Source organism: Streptomyces sp. NPDC107538 (assembly GCF_055657445.1).
On record NZ_JBVKAY010000008.1, the window covers coordinates 429,006 to 448,092 of the forward strand.

The following is a 19,087-nucleotide window of genomic DNA, read 5'->3' on the forward strand; positions in this document are numbered from 1 at the left end:
CCGTGGAAGGGGCGGCTCTCAGGGGCGCCCGGTCGCATTCACCGTCACCCGGTACGGGGAGCGCCGCTACCCGGCGGTCACGTCACCGTCACCCGGTGCGGGAGGCACGTCTCACGCGCCCACCCGCTCCAGCAGCGCGACCGGCAGGGCCGCGAACAGCTCCGCCACCCGCACCTCACCCGTGAACTCCCGTTCTCCGCCGACCACTTCGACCCACCGGCCCTTCGGCAGCGTCAGCCGGGTGTCCCCCCAGCCCCCGGCCTCCTCCAGCCGCAGCGACAACCGGGTCACCGCCGTGACCACCTCGCCGGACCGGGTGAAGGCCACACAGTGCCCGGCACCCACCCCCTCCGCGGCCAGCGGCGCGTACGTCGCCGCGTCCCCGAAGACCTCCGGCCGCCGCCAGCGCAGCCGCAGCGCCGCCCCGGTCAGCCGGAACTTCTCCGCCCCCTCCTCGTGCGCGGCGAAGGCCCGCCGGTTGTCCGGGTCCACCAGGGCCCGGTACTCGGCCTCCGTCCCCTGGTACACGTCCGGCACCCCCGGCATCGTCAGCTGCACCAGGGCCGCGCCGAGGACGTTCGCCCGCACATGGGGCGCCAACTCCTCGCGCAGCGCGGCGACCCGGGCGTCCAGCGCCGGGCCACGCGCGACGAACTCCGCCACCTCCTGCTCGTACGCCGGGTTCTGCTCGGTCCAGGAGGTGTGCAGCCCGGCCTCCCGCACATGCTTCAGCAGGGCCCCCTGAAGCCGTTCCTCATCCGCCGGGCCGAGCCCGAACGCCGTCTGCCAGGCCGCCCACGCCAGCTGCGGATCCGGCACCCCCGCACCGTCCCGTGTCACCTCCGCCAGCAGGTCGGCCCAGCGCCCCGGGCACTCCGCGAGCACCGCGACCGCCGCCCGGACATCCGCGCTGCGCTTGGTGTCGTGCGTCGACAGCACGGTTCCGGTGGCCGGCCAGTCGCGCTGCACCCGGGCGCAGTAGGCGTGGAAGTCCTCCGCCGACACCGCCGGGCGGCCCGGATCGCCGCCCACCTCGTTCGCCGACACCAACGGCACATAGCGGTAGAACGCCGTGTCCTCCACCGACTTGGCCCGCAGCGCCGACGAGGTCTGCGCGAACCGGGCCCGGAACTCGGCGTACTCCGGCCCGCCGTCCACGCGCCCCAGCACCAGATCCCGTACGGCGTCCACCGACCGGGCCTCCTCCGGCACCACGAACACCGCGCGCGCCTCGGCCGCGGCCTCCTCGGTGACGACGAGGGAGGCGTCCTGGGAGGTGTACGGCCGGTACACCTCCATCCGTGCGAGCAGCTCGCACAGCGCGGTGCGCAGCGCCCACGGCGCCTGGTCGCGCAGGGAGAGATCGGGGGAGCGCTCGCACAACCGGTGCGCCGCCCGAGTGAGCCGTTCCACCTCCGCGACCAGCTCGTGCGTGAGCACCCGGTACGCGGCCCGCCGTACCGTCGACTCCCACTCGCCGCCCCGGTCGGCCTGCGCGGCCGTGAACCTCCGGTACTGCCCCAGCAGCTCACCCACTCCCGCCGGATCGGTGAACAGCCCGTCGATGTGCCGCAGCGCGTCGTAGCCGGTGGTCCCGGCGACCGGCCAGGCCGCGGGCAGCGCCTCCCCGTCGGCGAGGATCTTCTCGACGACGGTCCACCGCCCTCCGGTGGCCTCGTGCAGCCGCCGCAGATAGGCGTCGGGATCGGCGAGCCCGTCGGGATGGTCGACCCGCAGCCCGTCGACGACCCCCTCCGCCAGCAGCTGAAGGATCTTCCCGTGCGTCGCGTCGAAGACCTCCGGCTCCTCGACCCGCACCCCGATCAGCTCCGAAATACTGAAGAACCGCCGGTAGTTCAGCTCCGTACGGGCCAGCCGCCACCACACCGGCCGGTACCACTGCGCGTCCAGCAGCTGCGCCAACGGCAGCTTCTCGGTGCCCTCCCGCAGCGGGAACACATGGTCGTAGTACCGCAGCTCCCGCCCGTCCACCACGAACTGCTCGATCTCCGCACCCAGCGGCCCCCCGAGCACCGGCAGCAGCATCCGCCCGCCCTGCACCTCCCAGTCCACGTCGAACCACCGCGCGTACGCCGACCCCGGCCCCTCCCGCAACACCTCCCACAGCGCCCGGTTGTACCGGGGCGCCATGGCCATGTGGTTGGGCACGATGTCCAGCACCAGCCCGAGGCCGTGGTCGCGCGCGGTCCGGGCCAGCTCCCGCAGCCCTTCCTCGCCCCCGAGTTCCCCCCGCACCCGCCCGTGATCGACCACGTCGTACCCGTGCGACGACCCGGGCACGGCCTCCAGCACGGGGGAGAGATGCAGATGGGACACACCGAGCGAGGCGATGTACGGCACGGCGTCCGCGGCGGCGGCGAAGGGAAACCCGGGCTGAAGCTGAAGCCGGTAGGTGGAGGCAGGCACGACAGAGGTCATGGGTTCCTACGTACCCGCCACACCGGACTTGGAGCACTTGGACACGCGAGGACGCGGAGTTTTTAGGGGCGCGGGGAACTGCGCGACCAGCCACGAACGACCAGCACTCCGCGACGAACCGCACCCCCTACGGCGAACCCCGCACCCTAGGTCGGCCTCCGGAACACCACCAGACTCCGGTCCACCAACCGCACCCGCTCCCCGGCCGCCACCTTCACCTCGTCCACCGGCACCGCGTCCTCCCGCCCGGTATCCACCACCATCCGCCACTCGGGCCCATGGTTCACCGGCACCACGAACTCAAGCGGCAGCGCCGACGCGTTGACCATCAACAGGAACGAGTCGTCACTGATCCGCTCCCCCCGAGCCCCCGGCTCGGAGATCGCGTTCCCGTTCAGGAACACGGTCACCGCCCCCGCCCGCTCCGCGTCCCAGTCCCGCTGCGTCATCTCCGGCCCCTCGGGCGTGAACCAGGCGATGTCCGACAGCTCGTCGTGCGTCCCCTCCACCGGCCGCCCGTGGAAGAACCGCCGCCGCCGGAAGACCGGATGGTCCCTCCGCAGCCACACCATCGCCCGCGTGAACTCCAGCAGATCCCCGAAGACCCCACCGTCACCCTCGTCGCCGTCCTCCCCGGAGGGCCACGGCACCCAGGACACCTCGTTGTCCTGGCAGTACGCGTTGTTGTTGCCGCCCTGGGACCGCGCGAACTCGTCCCCGTGGCTGAGCATCGGCACGCCCTGCGACAGCATCAGCGTCGCGATGAAGTTCCGCATCTGCCGTACCCGCAGCGCCGTCACCCCGGGGTCGTCGGTCTCGCCCTCGGCCCCGCAGTTCCAGGACCGGTTGTGGCTCTCCCCGTCCCGGTTGTCCTCGCCGTTCGCCGCGTTGTGCTTCTCGTTGTAGGAGACCAGGTCCCGCATCGTGAAGCCGTCGTGGCAGGTGACGAAGTTGATGGAGGCCAGCGGGCGCCGCCCGTCGTCCTGGTACAGGTCGGACGAGCCGGTCAGCCGGGACGCGAACTCCGCGAGCGTCCGCGGCTCGCCCCGCCAAAGGTCCCGGACGGTGTCCCGGTACTTGCCGTTCCACTCGGTCCACAGCGGCGGGAAGTTCCCCACCTGGTAGCCGCCCTCCCCGACGTCCCAGGGCTCGGCGATCAGCTTCACCTGGGAGACCACGGGGTCCTGCTGGACGAGGTCGAAGAACGACGACAGCCGGTCCACCTCGTGGAACTGCCGGGCCAGCGTGGCCGCGAGGTCGAAGCGGAACCCGTCGACATGCATCTCGGTGACCCAGTACCGCAACGAGTCCATGATCAGCTGGAGTACGTGCGGCGACCGCATGAGCAGGGAGTTCCCCGTGCCCGTGGTGTCCATGTAGTAGCGCGGATCGTCCGTGAGCCGGTAGTACGAGGAATTGTCGAGGCCCTTGAAGGAGAGGGTCGGGCCCAGGTGGTTGCCCTCGGCGGTGTGGTTGTAGACCACGTCGAGGATCACCTCGATCCCCGCCTCGTGCAGCGCCCGGACCGCCGACTTGAACTCCAGCACCTGCTGCCCCCGGTCGCCCCAGGAGGCGTACGCGTTGTGCGGGGCGAAGAAGCCGATCGTGTTGTAGCCCCAGTAGTTGCCGAGCCCCATGTCGGCCAGCCGATGGTCGTTCACGAACTGGTGTACGGGCATCAGCTCCAGCGCCGTGACACCCAGCCCGGTGAGGTGCTCGATGATCGCGGGATGCGCGAGCGCCGCGTACGTACCGCGCAGCTCCTCCGGCAGCCCCGGGTGCCGCATGGTGAGGCCCTTGACATGGGCCTCGTAGATCACCGTGTGGTGGTACTCGGTGCGGGGCCGCCGGTCGTCGCCCCAGTCGAAGTAGGGGTTGACCACGACCGAGGTCATCATGTGCGGGGCCGAGTCGAGGTCGTTGCGCTCCTCCGGCGCCCCGAAGTGGTAGCCGTACACCTCCTCCCCCCACTTGACCGAGCCGCTGATGGCACGCGCGTACGGGTCGAGGAGCAGCTTCGCGGAGTTGCAGCGCAGCCCGCGCTCCGGCGCGTACGGGCCGTGCACACGGAAGCCGTACCGTTGCCCGGGCATCACGCCGGGCAGGTACGCGTGCCGCACGAACGCGTCCGTCTCGCGCAGTTCGACCGCCGTCTCGGAGCCGTCGTCGTCCAGCAGACACAGCTCGACTCGGTGCGCGGCCTCCGAGAAGACCGCGAAGTTGGTACCGGCGCCGTCGTACGTGGCGCCGAGCGGATACGCCTGTCCAGGCCAGACCTGCATGGATACGACTCTTCCAGTTGTCGCGCGCCGCCGGGGGCCACTCCGGGGGGAGTCTCCCCCAAAGTGATGGAACCTCCTAGGACATACGTCTCTCCTGCCCAGTGGTGGACGGATCGTGACGCTCCGCGGGCGGCCGGTATCGGCCCCCGGCCCCCGGTCCCCCGGCCGGCCGCTATGAAACAGCTCACTCCCCGGGCGGTCGCGCGCCGGAACGGCCAAGTCACGGGCGGTAGTTGGGAAACGACCTGTCCATCCGGCTGTATCGTCACCCGCTACCGGAGTACCCTTCCTTGATCGTTGAGTAGGGGTGAGCTCGGGGGAGCGGAAGGCGGTGCGTGGGTGGGCTCGGGAGGGCTGGAGCTGCCTCCTGGTGACGCGGGCGACACGGGTCACGAGGGGAACTCCACAGATGTCCCACCCGGCGCGGTGTCCCTGGCGCGGCCGATGGAGATGGGGTCCATCGGCCCGGAACTGGACTGGAACGCCGACGCCTGGCTCGAAGTGCGTACGCGCGCCCAGCGAGCCGGCCGCGCCTACATCTGGCTGAACCTCGTCGAACAGCGGCTGCGCGCCGTGGTGGCCGCCGTGCTGCGGCCCATCTACGAGCCCGTCCACGGCGACGACTGGGTGGTGGCCGCCGCCGGGCCCGCCGGACAGGAGTGGGTGCAGCGGGCCGTCGCGGTCCGTGAGGTCAGTCGCCGCAAGGGCTATCTGCTCGACCCCGCCGACGACAACGTGCTCAGCTTCCTCACCCTGCCGCAGCTGCGCGAGCTGATGGTGCAGCACTGGCCCTGCTTCGAGCCGTACGTCGACGAGCGGCGCGACGTGGAACTGGCGCTCGACGAGCTGGAGGTCACCCGCAACGTCGTCTCCCGCAACCGGGCCCTGTCCGGGACCGTCCTCGCCCAGGCGGAGCGCGCCTCGGCGAAGCTGCTGGAGATCCTGGGCGCGGGCAGCGACGTGCCCTCCGCGCGCCGGCTGCCCGTCGACGCGGTCGAGGACCTGGTCGGCGACCGGTACGCGGACGTCGTCGGCGTCCACCCCGACCGGGTGCGGCTGCTGCGGCAGTTCCCCGCCGAGGACCTCTTCGGCGGCGCCCGCCGCCTCGACGCCATCGGCATAGGCCTGAACCTCCTCGTGCAGAACTTCTCCGGCCGGCGGCTGGTCCGGCTGGCCGACGGGGGCTGCCGGGTACGGCTGCTGTTCCTCAACCCCGCGTCCAGCGCGGTCAAGCGACGCGAGCGCGAACTCGGCATAAAGCGCGGCGAGTTGAGTCGCGCCGTGGAGATGAACATCCTCCATATGCGCCGGGTCCGCTCCCGGCTCCGCGACCCCGGCGCCTTCGAGATCCAGGTCTTCGACGAGACCCCGCGCTTCACCGCCTACCTCGTCGACGGCGACGGCACGGACGGGGTCGCGGTCGTCCAGACCTATCTGCGGCGCACCCGGGGCATGGAGGCGCCGGTCCTCGTCCTGCGCGGCGGCAACCGGGTCCTCAAGGCGGACGACCATGGCGAAGTCGGGCTTTTCGATACATACCGCGAGGAGTTCGAAGTGGCGTGGGCGGACTCCCGGCCGGTGTCGTGAACGCCTGTCGAGGGGCCAAGCGGAATGCGGTCCTCGGATTGTCAGTGGCCCATGCGATGGTGGTGGTCACTGGGGGAAAGCACCACCAAGAAGGGGGGCCAGCATGGGTTGGCACCGGCAGCTGCTGATCGGCTTCGACCTGGAGACCACCGGGACGGACCCGCGCGAGGCGCGGATCGTCACGGGCGCGGTGATCGAGGTCAGGGACGGGGAGCCGGTCGGACACCGGGAATGGCTCGCCGATCCGGGCATGGAGATCCCGGAGGAGGCGGTGGCGGTGCACGGCATCACCAACGCCCGCGCGACGGCCGAGGGCAGACCGGCCGACCAGGTCGCCGACGCCATCGCCGACGTCCTCGTCTCCTACTGGAAGACGGGCGTCCCGGTCGTGGCGTACAACGCGGCCTTCGATCTGACCCTGCTCTCCGCCGAGCTGCGCCGGTACGCCCTGCCGTCCCTGCGCGACCGCCTCGGCGGCCTCGACCCGGCACCGGTGATCGACCCGTACACGATCGACCGCTCCGTGGACCGCTACCGCCGGGGCAAGCGCAACCTCGAAGCGGTCTGCGGGGAGTACGGAGTGCCGCTGGACGCCGCGCACGACGCGTCCGCCGACGCCCTGGCCGCCGCCCGGCTCGCCCGCGCGATAGCCGAGCGCCATCCGAAGGTCGCGGGCCTCGGCCCGGCCGCGCTGCACCTCCGTCAGATCGAGTGGTACGCGGAGTGGGCCGCCGACTTCCAGGCCTTCCTCCGCCGCAAGGGCGACCCCGAAGCGGTTGTGGACGCGACCTGGCCGCTACGCGAACTGGAGGACGAAACGGTATGAGCGCCAACGAGATCTCCCTGCGCGAAGTACGGGACGGCGACCTGCCGTTCTTCTGGGAGCACGCGTCCGACCCCGAGGCACAGCGGATCGCCGCCTTCACCGGGGAGTACCACTCCGACCGGGGCCTCTTCGACAGTCACTGGGCGAAGATCCGCGCCAACCCCGACATCCTGACCCGCACGGTGGTCGCCGACGGCGAGGTCGTCGGCAACGCGGCGGTCTACGGCCCGCCGGACGAACGCGAGGTCACCTACTGGATCGACCGCGCCCACTGGGGCCGGGGCATCGCCACCGCCGCCCTCACCGCCCTGCTCGACCTGGACCCCACCCGGCCGCTGCACGCCCACGCCGGCGCCGACAACACGGGCTCGGTCCGTGTCCTCGAGAAGTGCGGCTTCGTCGTCACCGGCCACAAGCGCGGCTTCGCCCTGGCCCGTGACGCCGAGATCGACGTAGTGGTGCTCATACTCCGGGCCGGCTGAGCCGGGAGCCGCACGGCCGGGCGCCGCTCAGAACGGATACCAGCGGACCGTCTCGTCCCCGTCGCGCAGCGAGGCGACCCGGCGTTCGAACTCGGCCAGTGCCTTGGGGTTGCTCGGCGCGTGCTGGGCGACCCAGGCACAGCTGGCCGTCTCCCGGGCACCCCGCAGCACGGAACAGCCGTCCCACTCCCGTACGTCCCAGCCGTAGGCGGCCGTGAAGGTGTCGTACTCCTCGGCCGGCAGCCCGTACCGGTCGTGGGAGAGGGCCATGACGACGAGGTCGTGTTCGCGGAGGTCGCCGGAGAAGGTCTCCAGGTCGACGAGGACCGGCCCGTCGGGACCGATGTGGACGTTGCGGGGGAGTGCGTCGCCGTGCACGGCACCCGGCGGCAGCTGCGGGACGAGCGCCGCCGCGGCTGCCGCGAAGCCGTCGCGGCGTGCCCGGAGACAGTCCGCGTCCGCCGGGTCGATCGCGTCCCCGGCGAGCCGCAGCCAGCGCTCCACCCCGCCCAGGAGTTCACGGCGGGGCAGCGCGAAGGGAGGGGTAGGCAGGGCGTGGACCAGCCGTAGGAGTTCGGCCAAATCACGGGCGCCGGCGGGGCGTACGGCGTCGGGCAGGCGGTGCCACACCGTCACCGGGTGCCCCTCGACGAGCAGTGCCTCCGGCTCGGCGGCGCGCACCGCCGGGACGCCCGCCCCGGCGAGCCAGCCCGCGATGGTCAGTTCGCGGCGGGCCCGGTCCAGGAGTTCGGCGTCGCGGCCCACCTTGACCACCAGGTCACCGGCGGCGAACACCGCGTTCTCGCCCAGCGCGAGCAGCCGCGCCTCCCCGGCCCCGGCGGGCAGCACACCGGCCGCGACCAGTACCTCCCGGGCCCCTGCCTCGTCCATCCTTCGCCTCCGTGTCCGTACCGCCGATGCCCCTGCCCGGGGCATCCAGTTCACGCCATCCGCCGCACAGTCTCGCATTCGCACAGGTCGGGCCCTGTGCGCGGTGCCTTGACGCCCTGTCATGGCCTCAGCACCATGACGGACATGACCTTGGCGACCGCGAAGCCGCGACGCCCGCGACCGGCCAAGCGGCGCGCCCCGGCGGACGGCCGGGACCGGCGTCTGCTCGACCACGGCGCCTGGTTCCTCGTCCTGCCCGCCCTGATCCCCATCCTGGTGCTGAGCGTCGGACCGCTGCTCTACGGCATCGCGCTGGCGTTCACCGACGCCCAGTCCGGGCGGACCGAGCCGACCCGGTGGATCGGCACCCTCAACTTCCAGGACCTGCTGCACGACACCCTGTTCTGGGAGTCGTTCCGCATCGGCCTGCTCTGGGCGGTCGGTGTCACCGTCCCGCAGTTCCTTCTCGCCCTCGGCCTCGCGCTGCTCCTCAACGAGCCCCTGCGGCTGCGCTGGCTGGCGCGGGCGCTGGCGATCATCCCCTGGGCGATGCCCGAGGTGGTCGTCGGCATCATGTGGCGGCTCGTCTACAACCCCGACGCGGGCATCCTCAACGAGACGATCCGCGACCTGGGCCTCGGCGACGGCCGGGACTGGCTGAGCGGACTGGCCACCGCCCTGCCCGCCGTCATCGTGGTCGGCGTCTGGGCGGGCATGCCCCAGACCACCGTCGCCCTTCTCGCCGGCCTGCAGAACACCCCGCGCGAACTGCACGAGGCCGCCGCGATGGACGGCGCGGGCGCCTGGCGCCGCTTCCGCACGGTCACCTGGCCCGCCCTCAGACCCGTCGCCCTCGCGATCACCGCGCTCAACCTGATCTGGAACTTCAACTCCTTCGCCCTGGTCTACGTCCTGACCAACGGCGGCCCGGGCGGCCGCACCCGCCTGCCGATGCTCTTCGCCTACGAGGAGGCCTTCCGCTACGGGCAGTTCGGGTACGCGGCGGCGATGGGCTGTGTGATGGTCGCGGTGATCTCGATCGTCCTGGCGTTCGTGCTGGTGGGCCGACTGCGACGGGGTGAGGGCAAGTGAGGACCAGCAGAGCCGCTCGCACCGGCCAGTACCTGGCCCTTCTCGCGTATCTCGTCTTCCTCGCGTTCCCGTTCCTCTGGCTGGTCTCCACCGCCTTCAAACCGGCCCGCGAACTGGGCAGTCTCCACCCGACCTGGATCCCGGAGGACCCCACCCTCGCCAACTTCCGCCAGGCCTTCGACGAACAGCCCCTGCTCCAGGCCGCGTTCAACTCGTTCCTCGCGGCGCTCGGCGCGGCCGTCGTCGCCGTACTGATCGCGACCCCGATGGCGTACGTGATGGCCCGGCACCGCACGACGCTGTCGCGGATGGCGACCGGGTGGGTGGTGGTCAGCCAGGCGTTCCCGTTCGTGCTGGTGATCATCCCGCTGTTCCTGGTGCTGAAGAACCTCCGGCTGATCAACTCCCTGCCCGGACTGATCATGGTGTACGTGGTGTGGGCGTTGCCGTTCGCGCTGTGGATGCTCGTCGGCTACGTCCGGGCCGTGCCCGCCGAGCTGGAGGAGGCGGCGGCGGTCGACGGGGCCGGGAAGCTGCGGACGCTGTTGTCGGTGACGGCGCCGCTGCTGGCACCCGGCATCGTGGCGACGGCGCTGTTCGCGTTCATCACCGCCTGGAACGAGTTCTTCTTCGCGCTGGTCCTGCTGAAGACCCCGGAGAAGCAGACCCTGCCGGTCGTGCTCACCCACTTCATCGGCGCGGAGGGCGTGGCCGACCTCGGCCCGCTGGCGGCGGCGGCCTTCCTCGCGACACTCCCGTCCCTGGTCGTCTTCGCGGTCATCCAGAGACGGATCACGGGCGGCATGCTCGCCGGGGCGGTGAAGAGCTGATGCGCGCACGACGACTCGTCGCGGCCCTGCTGCTGTGGGCCCTCGCCGCCGGCTGCACCGGCGGTGAGGGCACCTCCGACGACGGCCGGGTGACCCTCCGCTTCCAGTCCCTGGCCTGGCAGGAGGAGTCCGTCGCCGTCAACAAGGAGCTGGTGAAGGAGTGGAACGCCACCCACCCCGGTGTCGAGGTCGAGTACGTACAAGGGAGTTGGGACAGCGTCCACGACCAGCTGCTCACCTCCTTCGAGGGCGGTGAGGCGCCCGACATCATCCATGACGCCTCCGACGACCTCGCGGACTTCGCGTACGGCGGCTACCTCGCCGATCTGCGCGAGCTGCTGCCGGAGCGGCTGAAGTCGGACATCCCGCGCCGCAGTTGGGAGACGACGACGTTCGGGGACGGTGTCTACGGGGTGCCGTTCCTCCAGGAGCCGAGGGTGCTGATCGCCAACGCGACGTGGCTGCGCGAGGCGGACGTGCGCGTTCCGACGCCGGAGGACCCGTGGACCTGGGAGGAGTTCAGGGCGGTCGCGAAAGAGCTGAGCGGGGACGGCAGGTACGGGGTGGCCTGGCCGCTGAAGGAGCCGGTGTCGGCCACGCTGAACCTCTCCCTCTCGGCGGGCGGACAGCTCTTCCACCGGGACGCGGAGGGCAAGGTCGAGGTCCGCTTCGAGGCGGCCGACGCGGTCGTCCCGCAGACCGTGCACGACGAGGTGAACACCGACGGGAGCGCGCCCCGCACCACGCTCGGCATGGGCGGCTCCGACACCCTGCCCGGCTTCTTCGGCGGCAAGTACGCGATGGTTCCGCTCGGCTTCTCGTACCGTCAGCAGATCGTGCAGCAGGCTCCCGAGGGCTTCGAGTGGCAGGTGCTGCCCGCGCCGGCCGGGGCGGAGGGGCTTGCGCAGGGGGTCAGTCCGCAGACGCTGTCCGTCGCCGAGGACAGTCCGCACCGGCGGGAGGCCGTCGCGTTCATCGACTTCCTCCTCCGCCCGGACAACATGGTCCGCCTCGCCCTCGGGGACTGGATGCTCCCGACCGGCACGGAGGCCCTCCGGGATCCGGCCCTGCGTACGGCGGAGGACGACTGGGCCACGGGGACGGCGCTGTCCGCGTACCTCCGCTCCGCGCCCGCGCAGTCCGTACGCGGGTACCCGGAGTGGAAGGACAAGGTCGCCACGCCCGCGTACCAGGAGTACTACAGCGGGGCGATCGGTCTGGGTGAGCTGCGCAGACGCCTGGAGCGGGACGGGAACCTGGTGCTCGCGCGGTACCAGCGCTAGGGGGGTGGTTGGGTGCGCTGTCGGCTGCCGGCCCGGTGGGGCTTCTCGCGCAGTTCCCCGCGCCCCTGAAAAGCCGGGGCTGCGCCCCATGCTTTTCACCCTGCAGCCCCGTCGACTTTTTAGGCCCGCAGCCCCGTCGCCCCTTCAGGCCCGCAGCCCGTCGCCTTTTCAGGCTCGCAGCCCCATCGCCTTTCAGGCCCGGAGGGCCGTGGTCTTTCAGGCCCGCAGGGCCTGGTTTTTTAGGGGCGCGGGGAACTGCGCGAGAAGCCCCACCGACCCGCACTCGACGACGCACCCGAAAGTGCGACCACAAAAACCCGGTTGCACGATACGTCTCGTCTCGCGTACCGTCGGGTTCATGACCTCCCACATCGCCATGTTCTCCATCGCCGCCCACGGCCACGTGAACCCCAGCCTCGAAGTGATCCGAGAGCTGGTGGCCCGGGGTCACAGGGTGACGTACGCGATCCCGCCGGCCTTCGCCGAGAAGGTCGCGGAGACCGGCGCCGAACCGAAACCCTGGCACTCGACCCTGCCCGGCCCCGACGCCGACCCCGAGGCGTGGGGGAGCACGCTCCTCGACAACGTGGAACCCTTCCTGGACGACGCCATCCAGGCCCTGCCCCAGCTCATCAAGGCGTACGAGGGCGACGAACCCGACCTCGTGCTCCACGACATCACCTCCTACCCCGCGGCCGTCCTAGCCCACCGCTGGGGCGTCAAGGCGATCTCCCTCTCCCCGAACCTGGTCGCCTGGACCGGCTACGAGGAAGAGGTCGCCGAACCCATGTGGGCCGAACCGAAGAAGACCGAACGCGGCCGGGCGTACTACGCCCGCTTCGAGGCCTGGCTGAAGGAGAACGGGATCACCGAGCACCCCGACCCCTTCCTCGGCCGCCCCGAACGCTCCCTCGTCCTCATCCCGAAGGCACTCCAGCCGCACGCCGACCGGGTCGACGAGCGCCACTACACCTTCGTCGGCGCCTGCCAGGGCGACCGCGCGGCACAGGGCGACTGGACCCGCCCCGCCGACGCGGAGAAGGTGCTGCTCGTCTCGCTGGGCTCGTCCTTCACCAAGCAGCCCGACTTCTACTGGGAGTGTGTGAAGGCCTTCGGTGACCTCCCCGGCTGGCACATGGTGCTCCAGGTCGGCCGGCACGTCGACCCGGCCGAGCTGGGCGAGATCCCGGCCAACGTGGAGGTGCGGGACTGGGTGCCGCAGCTGGCGATCCTGAAACAGGCCGACGCCTTCATCACCCATGCGGGCGCCGGCGGCAGTCAGGAGGGCCTCGCCACCGCCACGCCGATGGTCGCCGTACCGCAGGCCGTCGACCAGTTCGGCAACGCCGACATGCTCCAGGCGCTCGGGGTGGCCCGCCATCTGCCCAAGGAGGAGGCGACGGCCGAGGCTCTGCGCGAGGCGGTCCTCGCCCTCGTCGACGATCCCGAAGTGGCCCGCAGGCTCCAGGGGGTCCAGCGGGAGATGGCGGCGGAGGGCGGCACCCGTCAGGCCGCCGACCTCATCGAGGCGGAGCTTCGTACCCCGCTCCGGACCCCCTGATAGCGGGGCAAGCCGGTTGGTTCCACGCTTACCGTGAAATCCCGGAACTATTTAGGTCACAGTCGGATCACTCGGTAACGCTCAGGTAACGCCCGGTCCGCGCGGAACGCGCACTGACTCTGTTACCGGGTTCGACCGTTACCCCCTCCGAAAGGTTGTGTTCGACACTTCTTGTTCCTCGTGTGAACGACTTCCAAGCTGGGAGTGAATTCCATTCGAACGCCAGGAAGTTGACCCATGCGCCGAGACATACCCGACCTCGCGGAAGTGCGCCGCGTCACGCAGAAGAAGCGGGACGCCTGGTGGACGGTGCTGCTCGTCGACCCGGTCGCCACCCCGCTGGTACGGCTGACGGCGAAGTACACGAGGATCACGCCCAACCAGCTGACCTGGGGCGCCTTCCTGCTGGGTCTGGTCTCGGCCGGCTTCTTCGCGCTGGGCGACTGGCGCTGGCTGATCGCCGGCGCCGTCGTCTACCACCTGAGCTTCATCCTCGACTGCATGGACGGCAAGGTCGCCCGGCTCACCGGCCAGGGCTCGGTGTTCGGCGCCTGGCTCGACTTCGTCTTCGACCGGGTCCGGGTCGCCGCGTGCTCGGTGGCCCTGATGGCCGGGCAGTACCACCGCACCGGCGACACGCTCTACATCTGGCTCGCCGCCGCCGTCATCGGCTGCGACGCGCTGCGCTACATCAACTCCCTGGAGACCTTCAAGGTCCGCCACACCATGCGCAAGCAGATCAAGGCCCGGCTCCGCGAGGCCCGCCGCGCCGAGAACGGGCGGGAACTCGCCTTCATGGAGGACCTGCTGCGCGAGAACCCCGAGGCCGACATCGAGCAGGACCTGCGCACGGCCGCCGCCGAGGTCACCCAGGCCGCGCCGCAGGCCCAGGTCGTCGACCTGCACCAGGAGTTCCGCCGCCGCTTCCCCGCGTATCTGCGCGTCCGCTCCTTCCTGCTGCGGCACCGCGTCCGCCCGCATCTGATCAGCGGCATCGAGTTCCAGATGGGCGTCTTCATGATCGGCCCGATCATCGACGCGGTGCTGACGACGACCATCGTCTCCGGCGTCCTGCTCCTCGTCTTCGAACTGGCCATCGTCTACAAACTGCTGCTCTCCACCCGCGACTTCACCCGCACCCTCGACTCCTTCGACCGGGGAGACATGCGGGGGGACGTGGCCAGGGCGGCCTGAGCCGACGGACGACAGACGGGGGCCGGGGTGGTGACACCACCCCGGCCCCCGGCCACGCTCGGGCCCCGATCAGACCCGTACCCGCGCACCCTCCCTGGCCGGCGGCAGCGGGTCCGGCCCCGGCTCCGGGGACTCGTCGTGGGTGAGGTCCGGCAGCCGGTTCAGCCACTTCGGCAGATACCAGTTGCGCTCGCCGAGCAGGGCCATCACCGCCGGGAGCAGTACACCCCGGATGATCGTCGCGTCGATGAGGACGGCCGCCGCCAGGCCCACACCCATCTGCTTCATGGATTGCATGGAGAGCGTCCCGAAGATCGCGAAGACGGCGACCATGATGACGGCGGCGCTGGTCACGACCCCGGCCGTGGTGACCACCCCGTGCCGGATCGCCTCCTTCGTCGTACGGCCCTTGAGTCGCGCCTCACGGATCCGCGAGACCACGAACACGTGGTAGTCCATCGACAGCCCGAACAGGATCACGAACAGGAACAGCGGCAGCCAGGTGATGATGGCGCCGACACCCTCCGCGCCCACCAGCGAGGCACCCCAGCCGTGCTGGAAGACCGCGACGAGGATGCCGTACGCGGCGCCCACCGACAGCAGGTTCAGCACGATCGACGTGATCGCGATCGTCAGCGAGCGGAACGACAGCAGCATCAGCAGGAAGGCGAAGACCACGACGAAGGCGAAGACCGGGACGACCGAGCCGACCAGCTGGTCGTTGAAGTCCTGGTTGCCCGCGACCTGCCCGGTGACCGGCGCCTCGACACCGTCGACCTTGCCGAGCGTGGCGGGCCGTACCTCGTCGCGCAGCTTGTCCAGACTCGCGCCGGCCTTGTCCTGGTCGGAGCCGCCGACCAGCGGCACATACACGAAGGCCACGTTCTGGGCGTCGTGCACCTTGATCTCCACCGGGCCGCGCGAGGCGCCCGAGGCGACGGCCTCCGCCTTGAAGTCCGCCAGCGCCGCCCGCACCTCGGGCGCGTTGATGTCCTCGGCCTTCACGACCACCTCGGCCGGCTCGGAACCGCCCGGGAAGGCCTCGTTGACCCGGTTGTAGGTCTGCACGATCGGCAGCGAGTCGCCGAACTCCTGGTCCAGCGTGAGGTTCTGCGTCTTCATCCCGAGCGCGGGCGCGGCCACGGCGAGCAGCGCGCCCGTCGCGACGGCCAGCGACAGCGCCGGCTTGGCGAGGACGACCCGCAGCACGGCGTTCCAGAAACGGCTCTCCGCACCGTCGCCCGCGGAACGGCCGTTCCTCCGCCGCTTCTCCGGGTGCAGGAAGGGGATACGGCCCTTCTCGACCCGCCCGCCCAGCAGCGACAGCAGCGCCGGCAGCACCGTGACCGACCCGACCATCGCGACGGCGACGACCATCAGCGAGGCCAGGCCCATCGCCTCGAACTCGGCGAGCCCGGTGAACAGCATGCCCGCCATCGCCACACACACCGTGACACCGGAGACGATGATGGCGCGGCCACTGGTCGCGGCGGCCACCCGCAGCGCGGTCTGCGGATCCCGGCCCGCCGCGCGCTCCTCGCGCTCCCGGCGCAGATAGAACAGGCAGTAGTCCACGCCGACGGCCAGACCCACCAGCAGCATCACGGAGTTGGCGGTGTCGCTCATCGGGATCGCATGGCTGACGATGGCCATCAGACCCATCGTCGCCATGATCGCGGTGACCGCGAGCGCCACCGGCAGCAGCGCCGCGACGACCGCGCCGAACGCGATCAGCAGAATGCCGAGCGCCACCGGCACCGCCGAGTACTCGGCCTTCTTGAAGTCGTCCCCGAACGCGTCGTCGAACGTCTTCATCATCGAGGCGCCGCCGATCTCCTCGATCCGCAGCGTCCCGTGCTCCTTCTGCACCCCCTCGACGGCCTTCAGCACCGGCTCGATCCGTTCGCCCGCGGTGTCCGACGCGCCCCGCACGTCGAACTGCACCAGCGCGCTGCGCCCGTCCTCCGAGATCGTCCGCGTGTCGTACGGCGAGGTCACGTCCGTGACCTTCCCCGTGCCCTCGACGGCCTTCATCACATCGTCCACGGCGGCCCGGAACGCGGCGTCCGTGGCCTTGACGCCGTCGTCCTTCGCCTGGATCAGCACCGTCTCACCGGCGGGCTCCTCGATCCCCGCCTTCTCGACGATATGGGCCGCCGTGCTGGTCTCCCCCTTGAGCTGGTCGCTGTCCTTGACCTCGACCGAGCCCATCGCCGAGCCGATCCCCATCGTCAGCGCCACGAACAGCAGCCAGATCCCGACGGCCGCCCAGCGGTGCCGGGCGCTCCAGCCGCCCGCCCGCGCGGCGACCCCCCGCACCCGTATGTCTCCGTCAGCCATCGCCGACCAGTCCCCTCGTCGCCGGGTGACGGCCCCCTGCCGTCGCCCTTCACTTCGAAGGTATGGGCCGGATAAGGGCATCGCTTCGTACTGTCCGGTGAACCCCGGCGCCTACGACTCATCCGCTCGGACCGCACCTCCTCCCCACCAAGGAGGACAGCGACCCCCTACACCTATCCGCGCCTCTCAGGGCCCCTCCTCAGGGTGCCCGCGCCCTGCCGTGCCTATCGTGACCCCATGACGACGACGTACGCGGCGCTCCTGCGCGGAATCAACGTGGGCGGCAACAAGAAGGTCCCCATGGCCGACCTCCGCACCCTCCTGACCGGCCTCGGCCACACCGGCGTGGCCACCTACCTCCAGAGCGGCAACGCCGTCCTCACCAGCGACCACGGCGACGAGACATCCCTCGCCACCGAGATCACCGCCGCCATCGAGAACGACTTCGGCTTCACCGTCGACGTCCTGGTCCGCGACCACGCCTACCTGAAGGCCGTTCGCGACGCCTGCCCGTTCCCGGCGGCGGAACTGGAGGGCAAGCAACTGCACGTGACGTATCTGTCGGAGACGGCGGACGCGAGCCGCTTCGAGGAGATCGACCAACCGGCCTTCCTCCCCGAGGAGTTCAGGCTCGGAGACCGCGCGCTGTACCTGTACGCCCCCGAGGGCCTCGGCCGCTCCAAGCTCGCGGAGACCCTGGCGAAGCCGCGCTTCCTGAAAGGCCTGATCGGCACGTCCCGCAACTGGAACACGGTGACGAAACTGGTGGAGCTGACCGCGGCCGGCTGACTGTCGCGTTTGTTCAAGAGGGTCGGGCGGGCCGTGCCTAGCGTGAGGCGCATGAACAACCACGACGCCTTTCCGTACATGGTCGAATGCGCCGCCGAGGCGTCCCGGATCGCCCGGGACGTCACGGCGGACCAGCTCGCCCACCCCACCCACTGCGGCGACTGGGACGTCCGCGCCCTGGTCAACCACTGGGTCCTCTACACCTCGCACGGCCTGGAGCACCGCGCCCTGCGCAAGCCCCTCCCCGACGAGCTGACGCAGCGCGACTTCACCGCCGACCCCGACTGGGCCGACGCCTATGCCGCCCAGCTGGACCGCGCGGTCACCGCCTGGGCCGACCCGTCCCTCTGGGAGGGCGACATCGACCTCGGCATGGGCCCCCTGCCCGCCGCCGATCTCGCCGGCATGATCATCAAGGAGATGGCCGTCCACGGCTGGGACGTCGCGGCGGCCACGGGCGGACACTTCCGGATCTCGGACCCGGCCGCCCGCTTCGTTCTGGGCGTCGTGGAGACCCACGGCGCCCTCTACCGCCAGTACGACGGCTTCGCGGACCCCGTCCCGGTCCCGGCCGACGCACCGGTGTTCGACAGGGCGTTGGCGTCGAGCGGCCGGGACCCGAAACTCGGCGGATGAGATGACAGGAACGCACGCGCCGGGCCGGGAGGGCCCCGAGCCTTGAGCACCGGGCCCTGAGTACCCGGCCCTGAGGCACGGGCCCTGATTCAGGCGCTGGCGACGACCCTGGTCGGCAGCAGCGCCTTCACGGACGCCTCGTCGTAGCGGCGCAGCAGCAGCCGGGCCACCTCCGGCGCCGGGCCCAGGACGTCGGCGAGGACGTCCGCCCCGGCCGCGCCCCGCGCGATGCGGTCCGGGAGCCGGCCGGGGGCGAGGACGTACGGCGCCACGGCCACCCGTTCGCAGCCGAGCGCGCGCAGTTCCCGTACGGCGTCTTCGGTGCGGGGGAGTGATGCGGAGGCGAACGCGGGTCGCACGGCGCACCAACCGGTGTGCCACCACTCCCGCGCGATGTCGGCGATCACCGCGATCGCCTCCGGGTCGGAGGACCCCGCCGAGGCCAGCACGACCCCGGTCGAGGACTTGTCGGCGGGGCTCAACCCCTCCTCGTACAAACGGCGTTCGAGGGCCGACCGCAGCAGGGGCGAGGGGCCCAGTACCTCCGCCTGGCGGACGCGCAGGCTCGGCGGGGCCTCCCGCAGGACGGCCGGGATGTCGGCCTTGGCGTGGAAGGCGCGGGTCAGGAGCAGCGGCAGGGCCACCACGTCCCGGACGCCCTCCGCCGCCAGCGACTCCAACACCCCTTGCACGGAAGGGACGTTGAAGTCCAGGAAGCCGGTCTCCACGCGCAGCCCGGGGCGCAGCGCCCGCACCCGCCGGACGAGGGCGTGCACGGTCGCGGCGTGCCGCGGGTCGCGGCTGCCGTGGGCGACGACGAGGAGGACCGGCTTCCTGGACCTGGGGAACACGCGG

General features: G+C 71.2%; 14 protein-coding genes and 1 pseudogene. 10 read left to right on the forward strand and 5 right to left on the reverse strand.

Annotation, left to right across the window (positions count from 1 at the left end; genetic code table 11):
* Positions 1-111: 111 nt before the first annotated feature.
* Together treY and glgX are read right to left on the reverse strand one after the other, a co-directional pair.
* On the reverse strand, positions 112-2,439 hold the full coding sequence (gene treY, locus ACZ7MG_RS28845; RefSeq protein ID WP_471384240.1) for a malto-oligosyltrehalose synthase: 2,328 nt from the start codon (positions 2,437-2,439) through the stop codon (positions 112-114).
* A 146-nt stretch (positions 2,440-2,585) separates the two neighbouring features.
* Positions 2,586-4,721 (reverse strand): glycogen debranching protein GlgX, encoded by a 2,136-nt coding sequence (glgX, locus tag ACZ7MG_RS28850; RefSeq protein WP_471384237.1) that lies wholly within the window; start codon positions 4,719-4,721, stop codon positions 2,586-2,588.
* Between the two features lie 339 nt (positions 4,722-5,060).
* Between glgX and ACZ7MG_RS28855 the strand changes: the two genes are divergently transcribed.
* The 3 genes from ACZ7MG_RS28855 (at position 5,061) to ACZ7MG_RS28865 (ending at position 7,616) form a co-directional block, all read left to right on the forward strand.
* A complete protein-coding gene (locus ACZ7MG_RS28855; RefSeq protein WP_471384235.1) occupies positions 5,061-6,308 on the forward strand; it encodes an SAV2148 family HEPN domain-containing protein in 1,248 nt (415 codons plus the stop codon).
* A gap of 103 nt (positions 6,309-6,411) precedes the next feature.
* Positions 6,412-7,134 carry an exonuclease domain-containing protein gene (locus ACZ7MG_RS28860; protein WP_471384232.1) on the forward strand — a complete coding sequence of 241 codons (723 nt, stop codon included), beginning with the start codon at positions 6,412-6,414 and terminating at the stop codon, positions 7,132-7,134.
* Complete coding sequence (locus tag ACZ7MG_RS28865; RefSeq protein ID WP_471384230.1) at positions 7,131-7,616, forward strand: GNAT family N-acetyltransferase; 486 nt, start codon at positions 7,131-7,133, stop codon at positions 7,614-7,616. The genes ACZ7MG_RS28860 and ACZ7MG_RS28865 overlap by 4 nt, the downstream gene beginning before the upstream one ends.
* Positions 7,617-7,643: 27 nt before the next feature.
* Here ACZ7MG_RS28865 and ACZ7MG_RS28870 read toward each other — a convergent pair whose 3' ends face one another.
* Positions 7,644-8,507, reverse strand: coding sequence for a phosphotransferase enzyme family protein (locus tag ACZ7MG_RS28870; RefSeq protein WP_471384229.1), 864 nt, complete (start codon positions 8,505-8,507; stop codon positions 7,644-7,646).
* 144 nt (positions 8,508-8,651) lie between these two features.
* Here ACZ7MG_RS28870 and ACZ7MG_RS28875 point away from each other — a divergent pair, with 144 nt between their 5' ends.
* The 5 genes and pseudogenes from ACZ7MG_RS28875 to ACZ7MG_RS28895 all read left to right on the forward strand — a co-directional run bounded on the left by ACZ7MG_RS28875 (position 8,652) and on the right by ACZ7MG_RS28895 (position 14,467).
* A complete protein-coding gene (locus ACZ7MG_RS28875; protein ID WP_471384226.1) occupies positions 8,652-9,599 on the forward strand; it encodes a carbohydrate ABC transporter permease in 948 nt (315 codons plus the stop codon).
* Positions 9,596-10,429, forward strand: coding sequence for a carbohydrate ABC transporter permease (locus tag ACZ7MG_RS28880; protein ID WP_471384223.1), 834 nt, complete (start codon positions 9,596-9,598; stop codon positions 10,427-10,429). The genes ACZ7MG_RS28875 and ACZ7MG_RS28880 overlap by 4 nt, the downstream gene beginning before the upstream one ends.
* Complete coding sequence (locus ACZ7MG_RS28885) at positions 10,429-11,712, forward strand: ABC transporter substrate-binding protein (RefSeq protein ID WP_471384222.1); 1,284 nt, start codon at positions 10,429-10,431, stop codon at positions 11,710-11,712. The genes ACZ7MG_RS28880 and ACZ7MG_RS28885 overlap by 1 nt, the downstream gene beginning before the upstream one ends.
* 255 nt (positions 11,713-11,967) lie before the next feature.
* Positions 11,968-13,273: pseudogene (locus tag ACZ7MG_RS28890) on the forward strand (glycosyltransferase).
* Positions 13,274-13,510: 237 nt separating this feature from the next.
* Positions 13,511-14,467, forward strand: coding sequence for a CDP-alcohol phosphatidyltransferase family protein (locus tag ACZ7MG_RS28895; RefSeq protein WP_471384219.1), 957 nt, complete (start codon positions 13,511-13,513; stop codon positions 14,465-14,467).
* A 69-nt stretch (positions 14,468-14,536) separates the two neighbouring features.
* Here ACZ7MG_RS28895 and ACZ7MG_RS28900 read toward each other — a convergent pair whose 3' ends face one another.
* Positions 14,537-16,807 (reverse strand): MMPL family transporter, encoded by a 2,271-nt coding sequence (locus tag ACZ7MG_RS28900; protein WP_471384216.1) that lies wholly within the window; start codon positions 16,805-16,807, stop codon positions 14,537-14,539.
* Positions 16,808-17,044: 237 nt separating this feature from the next.
* Here ACZ7MG_RS28900 and ACZ7MG_RS28905 point away from each other — a divergent pair, with 237 nt between their 5' ends.
* Together ACZ7MG_RS28905 and ACZ7MG_RS28910 are read left to right on the forward strand one after the other, a co-directional pair.
* Entirely contained in the window at positions 17,045-17,596 is a 552-nt protein-coding gene (locus ACZ7MG_RS28905) for a DUF1697 domain-containing protein (RefSeq protein WP_471384213.1), read from the forward strand.
* Between the two features lie 51 nt (positions 17,597-17,647).
* Positions 17,648-18,232, forward strand: a complete 585-nt coding sequence (locus ACZ7MG_RS28910; RefSeq protein ID WP_471384211.1) for a TIGR03086 family metal-binding protein — start codon at positions 17,648-17,650, stop codon at positions 18,230-18,232.
* Between the two features lie 89 nt (positions 18,233-18,321).
* Here ACZ7MG_RS28910 and ACZ7MG_RS28915 read toward each other — a convergent pair whose 3' ends face one another.
* On the reverse strand, positions 18,322-19,083 hold the full coding sequence (locus ACZ7MG_RS28915) for a sirohydrochlorin chelatase (RefSeq protein WP_471384209.1): 762 nt from the start codon (positions 19,081-19,083) through the stop codon (positions 18,322-18,324).
* Between the last annotated feature and the right edge of the window lie 4 nt (positions 19,084-19,087).